General features: G+C 61.3%; 12 protein-coding genes. 6 read left to right on the top strand and 6 right to left on the bottom strand.

Annotated features, from left to right (window positions below):
* Positions 1 to 176: 176 nt before the first annotated feature.
* The 4 genes from thsA to QNM96_RS11565 all read right to left on the bottom strand — a co-directional run bounded on the left by thsA (position 177) and on the right by QNM96_RS11565 (position 5984).
* Positions 177 to 1856, bottom strand: a complete 1680-nt coding sequence (thsA, locus tag QNM96_RS11580) for a thermosome subunit alpha (protein ID WP_283836951.1) — start codon at positions 1854 to 1856, stop codon at positions 177 to 179.
* A 367-nt stretch (positions 1857 to 2223) separates the two neighbouring features.
* Positions 2224 to 2781, bottom strand: a complete 558-nt coding sequence (locus QNM96_RS11575; RefSeq protein ID WP_283836507.1) for a KH domain-containing protein — start codon at positions 2779 to 2781, stop codon at positions 2224 to 2226.
* Between the two features lie 115 nt (positions 2782 to 2896).
* Positions 2897 to 5239 carry a DEAD/DEAH box helicase gene (locus QNM96_RS11570; RefSeq protein WP_283836506.1) on the bottom strand — a complete coding sequence of 781 codons (2343 nt, stop codon included), beginning with the start codon at positions 5237 to 5239 and terminating at the stop codon, positions 2897 to 2899.
* A gap of 214 nt (positions 5240 to 5453) precedes the next feature.
* A complete protein-coding gene (locus tag QNM96_RS11565) occupies positions 5454 to 5984 on the bottom strand; it encodes a PH domain-containing protein (protein ID WP_283836504.1) in 531 nt (176 codons plus the stop codon).
* Between the two features lie 120 nt (positions 5985 to 6104).
* Between QNM96_RS11565 and larE the strand changes: the two genes are divergently transcribed.
* Together larE and QNM96_RS11555 are read left to right on the top strand one after the other, a co-directional pair.
* On the top strand, positions 6105 to 6956 hold the full coding sequence (larE, locus tag QNM96_RS11560; protein WP_283836503.1) for an ATP-dependent sacrificial sulfur transferase LarE: 852 nt from the start codon (positions 6105 to 6107) through the stop codon (positions 6954 to 6956).
* Positions 6957 to 7149: 193 nt separating this feature from the next.
* Positions 7150 to 7506: a hypothetical protein gene (locus QNM96_RS11555; RefSeq protein WP_283836502.1), complete on the top strand. Its 357-nt coding sequence runs from the start codon at positions 7150 to 7152 to the stop codon at positions 7504 to 7506.
* A gap of 222 nt (positions 7507 to 7728) precedes the next feature.
* On the opposite strand, the gene QNM96_RS11550 is transcribed toward QNM96_RS11555, so the two are convergent.
* Complete coding sequence (locus QNM96_RS11550; protein WP_283836501.1) at positions 7729 to 7872, bottom strand: hypothetical protein; 144 nt, start codon at positions 7870 to 7872, stop codon at positions 7729 to 7731.
* Between the two features lies 1 nt (position 7873).
* On the bottom strand, positions 7874 to 9634 hold the full coding sequence (locus QNM96_RS11545) for a ferredoxin--nitrite reductase (protein ID WP_283836499.1): 1761 nt from the start codon (positions 9632 to 9634) through the stop codon (positions 7874 to 7876).
* A gap of 463 nt (positions 9635 to 10097) precedes the next feature.
* Between QNM96_RS11545 and QNM96_RS11540 the strand changes: the two genes are divergently transcribed.
* The 4 genes from QNM96_RS11540 to QNM96_RS11525 all read left to right on the top strand — a co-directional run bounded on the left by QNM96_RS11540 (position 10098) and on the right by QNM96_RS11525 (position 13554).
* Positions 10098 to 11381 (top strand): adenosylhomocysteinase, encoded by a 1284-nt coding sequence (locus tag QNM96_RS11540; protein WP_283836498.1) that lies wholly within the window; start codon positions 10098 to 10100, stop codon positions 11379 to 11381.
* Positions 11382 to 11590: 209 nt separating this feature from the next.
* A complete protein-coding gene (locus QNM96_RS11535) occupies positions 11591 to 12124 on the top strand; it encodes a DoxX family protein (RefSeq protein ID WP_283836496.1) in 534 nt (177 codons plus the stop codon).
* Between the two features lie 249 nt (positions 12125 to 12373).
* A complete protein-coding gene (locus tag QNM96_RS11530; RefSeq protein WP_283836493.1) occupies positions 12374 to 12586 on the top strand; it encodes a hypothetical protein in 213 nt (70 codons plus the stop codon).
* Between the two features lie 158 nt (positions 12587 to 12744).
* Positions 12745 to 13554 carry a CPBP family intramembrane metalloprotease gene (locus QNM96_RS11525; protein WP_283836492.1) on the top strand — a complete coding sequence of 270 codons (810 nt, stop codon included), beginning with the start codon at positions 12745 to 12747 and terminating at the stop codon, positions 13552 to 13554.
* Positions 13555 to 13568: the final 14 nt, after the last annotated feature.

Here is a 13568-nt window from a genome sequence, read left to right as displayed (position 1 = left end):
GGGTCGCATTCGCTCCCCGTCTGCTCACGGGCGCTGCGCGCCCGTTCGCACGGTACGCGGGGCCTGCGGTCCCGCGCTACTCGCTTTCAGCGATTCTCGCTCACTGCGTTCGCTCCGAATCGCTCCTTGCTCACGACTTCGTCGTTCGCTTTTCCGCGGAACCTTCGGTTCCGCGCTTACATCATGCCGCCCATGCCACCGCCCATGCCGCCCATGCCACCGCCCATGCCGCCTGGGCCGCCTGGGCCGCCTGCTGGCATGTCGTCGCCGTCGTCGTCGTCCGGTGCGCCGCCTTTCAGCTCGCCGGCGGCGATGACGTCGTCGATGCGAAGCAGCATGACTGCGGCTTCGGTTGCCGATTCGATCGCCTGGCTCTTCACGCGAAGCGGCTCGTAGACGCCCTCGGCGTCCATGTCGATGGTGTCGCCGGTGTAGGCGTCGAGTCCGGCGGCCGTGTCGCCGCCGTCGTGGGCGCTTCGCAGTTCGACGAGCGAGTCGATGGGGTCGAGTCCAGCGTTTTCGGCCAGCGTGCGTGGGATGACTTCGAGGGCGTCCGCGAAGGCTTCGATAGCCAGCTGTTCGCGGCCGCCGACGGAGTCGGCGTGGTCGCGCAGTGCCAGCGAGAGTTCGATTTCGGGTGCGCCACCGCCGGCGACGACCTGTCCGTCTTCGACGGTCGTTCGGACGACGCCGAGCGAGTCTTCGATCGCGCGGTCGACTTCGTCGATGACGTGTTCGGTGCCACCGCGGAGAATCAGGGTGACAGCTTTGGCGTCTTCGACGTCCTCGACGAAGATGCGCTGGTCGCCGGCGATGTCTTTCTGTGCGACGCTGCCGGCGAAGCCGAGGTCGTCCTCGGTGATGTCGTCGACTGTCGAAACCGGGCGAGCGCCCGTCGATCGGGCGAGTCGGCTCGCGTCACTGGATTTGACGCGACGGACGGCGATGATGCCCTCCTGTGCGAGGTAATGCTGGGCCATGTCGTCGATGCCGCCGTCGACGAAGACGACGTCCGCGCCGACGTCTGCCAGCTTGTCTGCCATCTCCTGGAGCTGGGCCTCCTCTTGTTCCATGAACTCCTGGAGCTGGTCGGGATCGGTGACGTTGACTTCGGCGTCGATCTCGGTCTCTTTGACCTCGAGGGCACCGTTGACGATCGCGACGTTGGCGTCCTCTGCGAAGTACGGCATGTTCTCGGAGACGCGCTCCTTGTCGACGATGACGCCCTCGACGAGCTCGGAATTCTCGATCGAGCCGCCGACGACCTTCTCGACTTTGACGTTGTCCGTGTCGATTCCGTCGTCGTCGGCGACCGTCTGGACTGCTCGGACGACGAGTTCGGAGAGCAGCTCTCGAGCGTTCTCCGCACCTTTGCCGGTCATCGCCGTTGAGGCGATCTGCTCGAGGACCTCGGTGTCGTCCTCGCCGACTTCGATGGCGATGTCCTCGAGGGCGTCCGTGGCGACCTCGGCGGCCTGTCGGTATCCCTGTGCGAGTGTGGTCGCGTGGATATCCTGGTCGAGGAGTTCCTCGGCACGCTTGAGGAGTTCACCGGAGACGACGACGGCGGAGGTGGTACCGTCGCCGACTTCGTCTTCCTGCGTCTGGGCGACCTCGACGATCATGTTGGCCGCCGGGTGGTCGATTTCCATCTCCGAGAGGATGGTGACGCCGTCGTTCGTGACGACGACCGAGCCCGTCGAGTCGACGAGCATCTTGTCCATCCCTTTCGGGCCGAGCGTCGTCCGGACCGATTCCGCGACGGCTTTCCCGGCCGTGATGTTCATCGATTGTGCGTCTTTCCCGGAGGTTCGCTGGCTGTCCTCGGAAAGTACGATGAGGGGCTGATTGCCCATTTGCTGTTGTGCCATAGTCAAACGAAGGATTGTTTGCTATTCTATATAAACCTTTCCCTATTGGACAAATGGCTTCCCCCAATATAGCTTGAGTCGGGTGTTTTCGTGATATCGGCTGGATGGGTATTTATAATACGTTTGCAGTGCGTGAGAACGCACGGGTTGCTACGACGGTGGATATTTACATTGGCTAACGCCCTGTCCAACGGTCAGTTGCATCGGTCCGGGTGAATCAAGATCCGTGACAAAGGAGTTGTGCAGCGAACCGGCAGCAAGAATCGAACCGCGAATCCGGTGGAGCGAGTTAGCGTTGATAGGCCACGTTCGATATCCGATGGCCTCCTCTAAAACCGGTGGACAATCTCCCTTAGGATTTACCGCCGGGATACTCGTGATACTGCATTCCCTGATGTTTCATCTCGTTGTGTCGCTCCTCGAGGAACGAGTAGACCGCGCCGTGGGGTGCGCCGTCGAGCAGCATCTCGGCTGCGGTCCTGACGGCATCGACTTCCGGCGGTGTACCGATGATACCCAGCGTCGAGCCGTAAATCACGACCGAAGCCCCCGAGAGTTCTTCCATCAGCTCTCGAGTTCGGCCGCCTTCGCCGATCAGCCGCCCTTTCTTGCGTTTCATATCGTTTTTGTTACGCGAGGCGGTGTCGATGTCGACGATGTCGAACAGCATCATCTCGTTGTCGAGCAATCGAAGTGCGTCTTCCGGCGGGAACCCGCGCCCTATCGCGCGAACGATTTCCGGTCCTTTGAGTCCCTTGACCGGATCGCCGACGGTTTCGACGGCGACCGAGCCGTTCTCGGAGTCGATATCCAGTCGCACTTCGGCCTCCGCTTCGATTCGTCGCATCGTCTCGCCTCCCTCTCCGATGAGAACGCCGATACGGTCCTGCGGAATCTTCACGTGCTGCATATGTGCCAATACTGGCCGAGACAGCAAAAGGGCTTGGACCGCGTGCGCAGGTCGTCCCCACGCTTCTCGAGACGCCATCTAACGGAATCAAAAACGGGTACCGAACGACGGTGACCTACACGATATCGACAGTCTTCGTCTGCTCCTGTGGCACGAGCGGGAGTTCAGGAAACGCCACGCTGACGGCAAATTTGAGTTCGTCCGCGTTCGCACCGAAGACCCCGACCGGGACCGCTTTCTCGCCTCGGAGATACGTGCTCGTACTCGTCATCTCGACCCCATTAACGGTTACGCGAATACCCGCCTGTGCGGGCTCGCCGACGTTGCGAACCGTCACTTCGTGGGCCTCGTTCTCGCCGGTCGCAATTTCGTCGGGGAATCGCCCCCACTCGAGTTCGACCGCGGGGAGCGACTGGGCCCCCTCATAGACCCGTTCGGCGACGCCCTCCGAGAGGCCGGCAGAAACGAGTCCGTCGATTCCGCTTTCGACGATGTCGCCGGGCGTCGATTTGCCCTCCTTGGCGAGTTTGCTCGCGCGGCCGGGGCCAACGCCGTCGATGGCCGTCAGCCCGACCGCGTCCTCGGCGACCCCGTTTTCGATCCGGGCCTCGACCTGTTTCGCCAGGTTTGCCTCGTGTGGGCCGGAAAACCGCTCGAGGAACGCTTGCAGGGCCGAAATCAATCTTGTCGCGTTTCGGCGGATGACCCAGGCGTCGCTCCGTAGCTCGCTCGGCGTGCTACCGGTCGCGGCCCCCCGCAAAATTGCGAGCACCTTACGCTGGCCGGCCTCGAGATCGTCGGTTTGCTGGCCGACCAACACGGCGTTGATCGCGTCGCGTTCGGACTGGCGAGCCGAGACCGAATCGAACTCGACGGCACCGGCGACGGTCTCGAGGATATCCGCGGTCTCGATTTCCTCGCGCTCGGTCAGCGAGGCGAACCTGGCCGCCGTCTCGAGTCGCAGGTAGTACTTCGAGGCGAGCACGCCCCGCGCCGTCGCCTCGATCGAGAGGTCCTCGCCCGTCTCGACGAATCCGCGCTCGACCAGCCGCTCGAGGCAGTCCCGAACACGCTGTCGGAGGTTCGGAAAGTCGTACGCCTCGGGTCTGGACTGGCCCCGAACGTAGTAAAACGTCGTCTCGAGCCAGTCCATCACGTCCTCGAGATCCGTGATCGTTCCCATCGCGATCTCGGCGTTGAGGTGGGTCTCGAGGCTTTCGGCGAGTCTGGATTCGATCTCTTTGCCGTCTTTGAGGAGCTGTCTGTACTTGTCGGCCTCCGACGCGTCACAGACGACCCAGCCGTACCCCACGTCGTCGTAGCCCGGCCGACCCGCGCGTCCGAGCATCTGGAGCACGTCGAGCGGGCTCATATCGACCTCGCCCTCGAGCGGGTCGTGGAGTTTCGTATCCCGAATCACGACACAGCGCGCGGGCAGGTTCACGCCCCAGGCGAGCGTCGAGGTTGAGAACAGCAGTTCGACGATCCCCTCTTTGAACCATTCCTCGACCAGATCGCGGTCGTTCTTCGAGAGCCCTGCGTGGTGGAACGCCACGCCGTCGAGGACGGATTTTCTGAGCGTGTCGTTCTCAAGTTCCTGTGCGTCAGTGTGAAAATCGTAGTTCCCGCGGGCCCCCATTGGCACGTCGCGCTCGGCGATTTCGTCCCTGGCTTTTTCGGCCGCTCGAACCGTGTCCTGACGGGAGGAGACGAATACCAACGCCTGGCCGTCCTCCCGAAGGTGGGGTTCAGCGAGGTCGAGTGCCCGGTACAGCCGTCGGTACTTATCCGCGAAGGCGTTCTCGCCGTGCGTGTAGGTCTTGACGCCCGCGTTGAGGTCGACGGGGCGGTACTCCTCGTCGAACTCGAACGTCGTCTCCGCGCTCGCGTCGAGCCACGCCGCCACGTCGTCGACGTTCGGCATCGTCGCCGAAAGCGCGACGATTCGAGGATCACAGAGCCGGCGGAGTCGTGAAATCGTCACCTCGAGCACCGACCCCCGTCTGTCGGCGTCGAGCAGGTGAACTTCGTCGATCACGCAGACGTCGATGTCCGTGACGAAGTCGTAGCGTCTCGAGTCGTGTTTCCGGGTCGCCGAGTCGAGCTTTTCGGGGGTCATCACGAGGATATCGGCGCGGCGGGCGCGTCGCGGGTTCAGATCGCGCTCGCCCGTGACGACGTACACCGAGTAATCTAACTCCTCGAATCGATCCCAATCGTCTTCCTTTTCGTTCGTTAGCGCTCGCATCGGGGCGATAAACAGCGCCGTGCCGCCGTCAGCGAGCGACTTACAAATCGCCAGTTCCGCGAGCGCGGTCTTGCCCGACGCGGTCGGCGCGCTCGCAACCACGTTCTCCTCGCGCTCAAGCAACGCGGGAAGGGCCTCGCGTTGCATCCGGTTGAACTCCTCGAACGCGAAGGCGTCGGCGAACTCCGGCAGAACCTCGGCGACCTCCATCGTTCGAAAACGGGAAGTGGTGGGTGAAAGGCGTTTCCTTCGCGGCCTCGGAAATTCTCCGCCGCTCTCGGAGCTCCGTTACTCGAGACGAACACGTACGGGATCGATAATGTGACCATATCATAGCTCTCCGTCCCCTCGACGCCAACCGTGCACGACTCGAAACCAGTTCTCACGAAGCGACGGAAGCGACGGTCGGGTCGGTAGGTGCCGCTCAAACGCGATCCTGGCGGTTCGACGCCTCTCGTCCGGAGACGTTCTCGAGCTGGTCGCTCAACAGGCTGCTGGCCTGTTCGGGTCTAGGGACGCGTTCGAACGTGAGCTCCGGATCCCCCGAGCCGGCGGTGTAGACCGTCAAGTTCCCGTACCCCAGCACCCGCCCGACGGCGTCCTGCTCGAGGCTGGTGTTTTGGACCCGATTGAGTCGAAACTGGGTCACGTCTCTCGAGACGACACCGTGTTTCTTGTAGAGTTCGGCGGTGGTGATCACGTATCGGGTGTTCGTCCAGACCAGGTATCGAACGAGGACGAGCGAGACCCCCGCGAGTGCGAACACGAATCCGACCGCCAGGAAGATGGTATTCTCGGTCGTCGTACTCCACCCGACGATGAGGATTCCGACGAGCGTGACGATGACGCCGACCGGAAGGCCGGTCCCCATCGCGATCGGATGCGGTCGGCTCTCCCAGATGATGTCGTGGTCGTCGCTCAAGTGAAACCAGTCCGGCGTGGAGCCGAAGGCCATTGCGCTCTCGTTATTCCGTTCGTCCCCGTAAAGCTATCGTAGGAATGGTGTGATTACTGAGTGTCGGGTCGGGACAGGAGTGACAACGTCCTTTTGTCTATCCGGGACGAACGGCCGAGCATGACAACGGTCGAGGCCAAACTCGAGGCCGCTCGCGCCGACCTCGCGACCCGCGACGGCGTGTTGGTCGCGTTTTCCGGCGGCGTGGACTCGAGCGCCGTGGCAGCCATCGCTCACGACGCCCTCGGCGAGGACGCCGTCGCCTGCACCGCAAAGAGCGAGACGCTTCCGGAGGCGGAACTCGAGGACGCGAGACGGGTCGCCGAGGAGATCGGCATCCGCCACGAAACCGTCTCCTTCTCCGAACTCGAAAGCGACGAGTTCGTCGAGAACGACGGCGATCGGTGCTATCACTGCCGGACGATGCGACTCGGCGAGATGCTCGAGACGGCAAAACGCCTCGACATCGAGACGGTCTGTGACGGAACCAACGCGGACGATCCGGGCGCGGGCCACCGACCCGGACTGCAGGCGGTCGACGAACTCGACGTCGCCTCGCCGCTACTGGCCCACGATATCACGAAGTCGGAGGTTCGAGAGATCGCCGAGCGCTACGACCTCTCGGTCGCCGACAAGCCCTCGATGGCCTGTCTCTCTTCTCGCATCCCGACGGGGCTGTCCGTGACCGAAGAGCGCCTCACCCGTGTTGAACAGGCCGAGGCGCTCCTCCGGGACTGGGGCTTCGAACAGTTCCGCGTGCGCGATCACGACGGCCTCGCGCGCATCGAGGTCGCTCCCGACGAACTCGAGACCGCACTCGAGCGACCGTTCGTCGAGGCCGCTCGAGACGCGCTTTCCGATCTCGGATTTGATCACGTAACGCTCGACTTACACGGCTACAGAACCGGAAGCGTGAGTCCCGAAAACGACGACTCGGTCGCCGAGGACGCTCCCTCGAGTGCCGAGGAGTGATCTGGCCGAAGCGGGCTCTTTCTCCGATCGGATACGCGCATTCTTCGACTTCACCGATATTTGGGAGACGTTCGTCCAAAATATAAACTGGTTCGAACAGCAAAATCACTCATAGGTTCGATTATCCTACTAACGTCCGGGAATATTGCGTAATACGACACGAACGTATCCCTTCCGGTAATAGAGACACCTAATGGAGATCGAGGTTCCCCCAAACTGGAACGAAGACGAACACAGGAGCTACACGCCGGCGGACACCGACCGAGAGATGCAGTACCGAACGTACCTCCACGAATCAGGCGACCTCCGTCTCAAAGTTGCCCCGGCGTCGCTCGACGGCGAGGATCATCCGGGGTATACGCTCACGACGACCAGCTATCCGGGACTCGATTTTTCGGTGACTGAGACGGTTAGAACCGTCCTCACCTTCGAACGTTGCGGGAAGATCGCTCGGCGGTTCATGGAGTTGTTCTCCGCGAGTTACGACGGGCCGGGTTCGCTCGAGGACGCCGTCGAGTACGCCCACGAGCGGACGTGCGAGCACCGATAGGATATCCCCACTCTCGGATTTTTTGCATCCAGCGGCTTTCATCGGTAGCTGTTGCCTTTTCGACATGCCGTTTCGAACACAATCCCCCGTCCGTTTACGCGGGGAGGATGTCAAACGCTGGCGCTAACCGTTCCCATTCAGAACTGTCCTCTCGAATGTATATTGACGTTCGTTCAAAATTAGCTCGTGCGACTAGCAAACATCTCCTCGATCAGGAACGGCCTATTCGAACAGTTCGGGAGCTGCGTCGATCGAAACGTGTTGTTGGCGTGAGCCACACCCTCGCCGCTCCTCGTCGTGTGTGGCGCGCTCTGTCTGCTCGAGCACGTCCATCGAGGGTTCGGGGTGGCGACGGTCTCGAGTCATCTCAGTCGTCCGACGGCGCGGCGGAGCTTTTGCTCTCCGAATCGGCGACGCCGTCCGCGAATGGATACCACGCCTGTTTGCCATCGCCCATGTACGGCGCGTCGAAGTCCGACTCTGCCGGCTCGCAGAACTCGACGAGCGCTTCGGTGCCGGTCGCCTCGACCCACTGGCGGAACGTCTGTCCCTCCGATCGGTGGGCCGCGAAGGCCTCGAGAAGTCGTTTGATCGCCATCGGGGCCTCGTCGGCCGGGACGCGCTGTTGGATCCACTCGACGAACGATGGATCCTCGCCGACGCCGCCGCCGACGCCGATGTCGAAGGCTTCGACCATTTCTCCATCCTTGCGTGCACGCATGCCCTGCAGGCCGATATCCGCGGTCATCGCCTGTCCGCAGTCGGCCGTACAACCCGAGTAGTGCATGTGGATGTGTTCGACGTCGTCGGGAAGCTCGACGTTAGCGTTGAGCCAGCGGAGCATCTTGGCCATCCGCGCCTTCGTCTCGGTCAGCGCGATCGAGCAGAACTCGGTGCCAGTACAGGCCATCGCGCCGCGGTCGAAGACGCTCGGTTCCGGCGGGTACTTCGAGACCAACGGCTCCTCGAGCAACGCCTCGAGATCGTCGTCGGGAACGTCCGTGATGATACAGTTCTGTCGGCGGGTGAGACGCACTTCGCCGGAGCCGTACTCGTCGGCCAGATCGGCGATGCCGATCGCGTCTTCGGCGGGAAGTCGGCCGACCGGAACCGTCAGCCCGACGTAATTCTTCCCGTCGGATTGGTCGCCCACGCCGACGTAGTCCCCGCGGCCGTCGCCCGGCGGTCGACCCGCGTTGTAGGTGTACTCCTCGCGGAAGTCCTCGCCGGCGGTTTTCAGTTCGAAGTCGACGTACTCCTCTTGGAGCGTCTCGCGGATCTTCTCCTCGCCCCAGTCCTGAACGAAAAACCGGGAACGGTTCTTCGCTCGAGTGGTCCGGTTGCCGTAGTCGTGATAGAGTTGCACGAACCCGCGGCCGACCTCGTAGGCGTTCTCGGGCGTAACGAAGATATCGAGGGGCGTCGCCGCGCGGGGCTTGCGACCACCGAGGCCGCCGCCGACGCGGACGTTGAATCCCTTGACCGTCTCCCCGTCGATCTCCTTGCGCGCCGCCTCGAAACCGATGTCGTTGAGCGAATCCTGGGCGCTCCCGTCTTTCGACCCCGTCGCGCTGATATTGAACTTTCGGGGCATGTTCGCCAGCGCGTCGTCTCCTCGCAACTCCTCCTGGAACTCCTCGAGCAGCGACAGCGAATCGACGTACTCGTCGATCTTGCCCGCGAGTGCGCCGCCGGAGATGTTTCGCATCGTGTCACCGCCTGCGGAACGGCTCGAGACGCCCGCGGCCTCGAGGTGACCCCAGACGTCAGGGACCTCCTCTAAGTCGATCCAGTGGAGCTGGACCGACTGTCGGGTCGTCAGGTCGAGAAAGCCGTTGCCGAACTCCGGGTTCTCGATCGGGCCGGTCGCGTAGTCGCGAGCGACCTCGCCGATCGCTCGGAGTTGGCCGGGTTCGAGAACGCCGCTCGCGTTCGTCAACCGCATCATGAAGTACGATTCCTGCCCGTCGCGCTGGTGGAACAGCCCCCAGAACTTGAACCGGGTGAACCACTTGTCGTACTCATCTTCGGGAATCGACTCGAACCCCTGCTCGGCGAACTCGAGGATGTGCTCTCGAACCTCGTCCCCGTAGCAGTCTTCCTTGTACTCCTCTTTTTTATGAGCCATCGGTGGACACCCCGACTGAACGTCCGTCTTCTAAATTAGCAGATTTCAATTGGATCATTGCTCAATGTACGGTTCATAGCCATGGTAGTGAACAATATAATGCTAATCGTTTACAAATACCCATATTTGAGCGTATTCTCGGACGAGTACTCGATGTACAATGAAATATGGTTTGTATTAGGACGTTGATTGACAGTATTCGACGCCGGTATTCTGCCGTTTTTTCATTGTTGGCTACCCGAATACCAACTCCATTCCAGTTGACCGTTCCACCGAGTACCGATCGTGTCGAACTCGGCGCTACGCGGCGCTTCGACCTCGCACTCGAACCGATGAAACGCAATGGGTACTCTGATTCACTGAACCTATCCAAAATTCCCCCCGACGACCCGCTCTGCGTTTCGACCGCCGAGCACCGCGGCGCTTCGGTAGCGTTTTCCCCTCGGTGACCCTCTGTTTGGCCATGACAGCGTATCCGCCGATTAGCGAGCAGCTAGCAGACCTCGAGGACGCGCAAACGGAGGGCCGCCGCAAGATGGACTGGGCAGCCCAGCACATGCCGATCATGGAGGCCGTCGGCGAGGAGTTCGAGGCCGCCCAACCGTTCGAGGGCGAGCGAATCGCCATGGCGATGCACGTCGAAGCCAAGACGGCGATTCTGGTCGAAACCCTCGCCGACGGCGGTGCCGAGGTCGCCGTCACCGGCTGTAACCCACTCTCGACCCACGACGACGTGAGCGCGGCGCTCGATACCCACGAAAACATCACGAGCTACGCTAAACGCGGCGTCGACGACGAGGAATACTACGCCGCTATCGAGGCCGTCATCGCCCACGAGCCGACCGTAACGGTCGACGACGGGATGGATCTCGTCGCCGCGATCCACGAGGATTACCCCGAACTGATCGACGGCATCGTCGGCGGAGCCGAGGAGACGACGACAGGCGTCCACCGACTGCGCGCAATGGACGAGGACGGGGCACTCGAGTACCCGGTCTTCGCGGTCAACGACACGCCGATGAAACGCCTGTTCGACAACGTTCACGGCACCGGCGAGTCCTCGCTGGCCTCCATCGCCATGACCACGAACCTCTCGTGGGCCGGCAAGAACGTCGTCGTCGCGGGCTACGGCTACTGCGGCAAGGGTGTCGCGAAGAAGGCCGCGGGCCAGAACGCGAACGTCATCGTCACCGAAGTCGAACCCCGGCGTGCGCTCGAGGCGCACATGGAGGGCTACGACGTCATGCCGATGGCCGAGGCCGCCGAGGTCGGCGACGTCTTCCTCACGACGACGGGCAATCGCGACGTCGTCGTCAAGGAACACTTCGAGTCGATGAAAGACGGCATCTTGCTCGCGAACGCGGGCCACTTCGACATCGAGATCGATCTCGAGGCTCTCGACGATCTGGCCGTCGACCGGTACGAAGCGCGTGACGGCGTCGAGGCGTACGAACTCGAGGATGGCCGTCGGCTCAACGTCATCGCCGAAGGTCGACTCGTGAACCTCGCGGCACCGGTTTCGCTGGGCCATCCCGTCGAAGTGATGGACCAGAGCTTCGGTATTCAGGCCGTCTGCGTGCGTGAAATGCTAGAACATAGCGACGAATACGGAGCGGGCGTCCACGACGTTCCCGACGAACTGGACAAGGAAATCGCCGAGATCAAACTCGAGGCCGAAGGCGTCGACTTCGACTCCTTGACTGACGTCCAGCGCGAGTACATGGGCTCGTGGGATCACGGAACATAACGACTCGTCTTGGAGCCTCGTAACGCCTTCATACCGAATTGTTTTCTTGCACGATTTTAATTGCATTGATAAAACTAAAGACTAGGTAGGTACACCGAGGTTGGCAGTAAACTGCCGTTCTACAACAAACTATTTCCCACCCGATAGGAAGTCCCCTCCTCCTACATGTGGGTATACGACAAACGATTACCTGTAAGAGGTATCCGACAATGACTGAAACTTCGGTAAATCGGTTGGAAAGTACGTTTGGGGGAGTGACGCTCGAGGGACGTCCGCATCAACTCTCCGCGTGGGCGATCGTCGCTCTTCGAGTCCTGATGGGGTGGGTCATGTTGACGGCGGGCTGGGGGAAAATCACTGACGGGTTCAGTGCCCACGGCTATCTCGCGAACGTCGATCCGACGAGCCCGGCCAGCGCGGCCTTCGGGATGATGGCCGAAAGTGCCGCGATGATGGCTGCGGTCGACGTGATCGTTCCCTGGACCCAGCTTCTGATCGGAGTGGCGTTGATCGCCGGGGTCTTCGTCCGATTAGTCGCACTCGGAGCAGCCACCCAGATGGTGCTGTTCTACTTTGGGAGCTGGGACGTCGCCGGCGGGCTGGTCAACGACCAGCTCGTCTATGCGGCGGTCTTCCTCGCGCTTGGAGCGTTCGCCGCTGGACGGATCCTCGGGGTCGATCGGTACCTCGAGGAACACCCGATCGTCGAACGCTTTCCGAAGCTTCGCTACCTCCTCGGTTAGGCGGCGGCGCTAACCGGTTGCTATCCACCATTCCCCCTCACCGGTTGCTATCCACCCTTCTCGAGAATTCGAAAAAACTCGCTATTGCGGACGATTATCCGATCCATGGGGATATGTGTTCGATGTGCTTTGGAATGTTCAACTAACTCTGCCATCTAGTTACGTATGTCTTCGAAAATCCGATAACTGAACACGATCAAAACATATATCCCTCCTCTCGACAAGATGTGGATACGGAAACGATCCACAATGTCCAACATTTCACGTCCAGACGTCCCGGTCGACGGGACGCTCGAGACGGAGTCCGAATCGGTCGCAGCGCTCGAACACGTAACTGCGGAGTACGACGACGGCCCGAGTGCCTGTACGATGTACCCTCGGAACTGTACCGATCACGAGATTGCGACCCACTGGATCACGGCCGAAAAGGGATCGTACGTCGATCTTTCCGAAATGCGGTAACAGATTGGATTACTCTCCCACTGGCGATTTTCACGGCGACGATTTTCTCGAGTGTATCGGATAACGACGAGGATCCGAGGCTGTCGTTCGGTTGATCCGATCCGAACCCCACTTCCGGAAAAGGAACGCCCAAGGGACTCGTCGATGTACCGTTCCGCATGGCCTCCCCTACTCCCTCCGAGAGCCCAACACGATCCATTCTCGTCGGGCTTGGTCTCGCCGTTTTCGCGTACGTCGTCGCGAACGTTCTCGTGGCACCGCTCGGGTTCGTTGATCCAGCAATTGCCGATCCGGATCAACAGGCCGAACGAGGGACGACCATCGCGATGATGGTCCTGAACTTCGCCGGATTCTTCGTCGCCGGCGGAATCTATCTCGCCTACACCGACCGGGGCTGGTCGTACGTCGATCTTCGTATTCCGTCGCTCCGTGACTGGCTGTGGATCGTCGTCACGACAGTCGGGAGTATCGCCTTTATCATCGCGTTCGGCGTTCTCGTCCAGCTTCTCGAGTTACCACAGGCGCCCAACGACGTCGTCACGATGATCGGCGACGACCAGGTCCTGTTGCTCGCGATGTTCGCTATCGTGCTCTTTGCCAACGCTCCGGCCGAGGAATTTCTGTTTCGGAACATCATTCAGAAACGCCTCTACGACTCGTTCAGCAGAGCCGGTGCAATCGTGGTCGCGAGCCTGATCTTCGCGGCCGTCCATCTCCCGGTGTATCTCGTCGGCGGTCCGCTGTTCGGGACGCTCGTCTCGCTGTTCGCCGTCTTCTGTGGCTCGTTGATCTTCGGTTACGCCTACGCTAAAACGGACAACCTCCTGGTTCCGACGGCCGCCCATGCGGGATTCAACCTCTTCCAGTTCGGAATTCTTTATCTTCAACTCGAGTACGGCGATCCAGAGGAGCTCGAGGAACTGCAATCCATGCTTTTCGAAACCGTGGTCGTTCTGATACCGCTCTGAGTGACCGACACACC

Source organism: Halostagnicola sp. A-GB9-2 (assembly GCF_030068615.1).
GTDB lineage: Archaea > Halobacteriota > Halobacteria > Halobacteriales > Natrialbaceae > Halostagnicola.
Note: the sequence above shows the minus strand (reverse complement) of the source record. Positions and strands in the feature narration are given on the sequence as shown.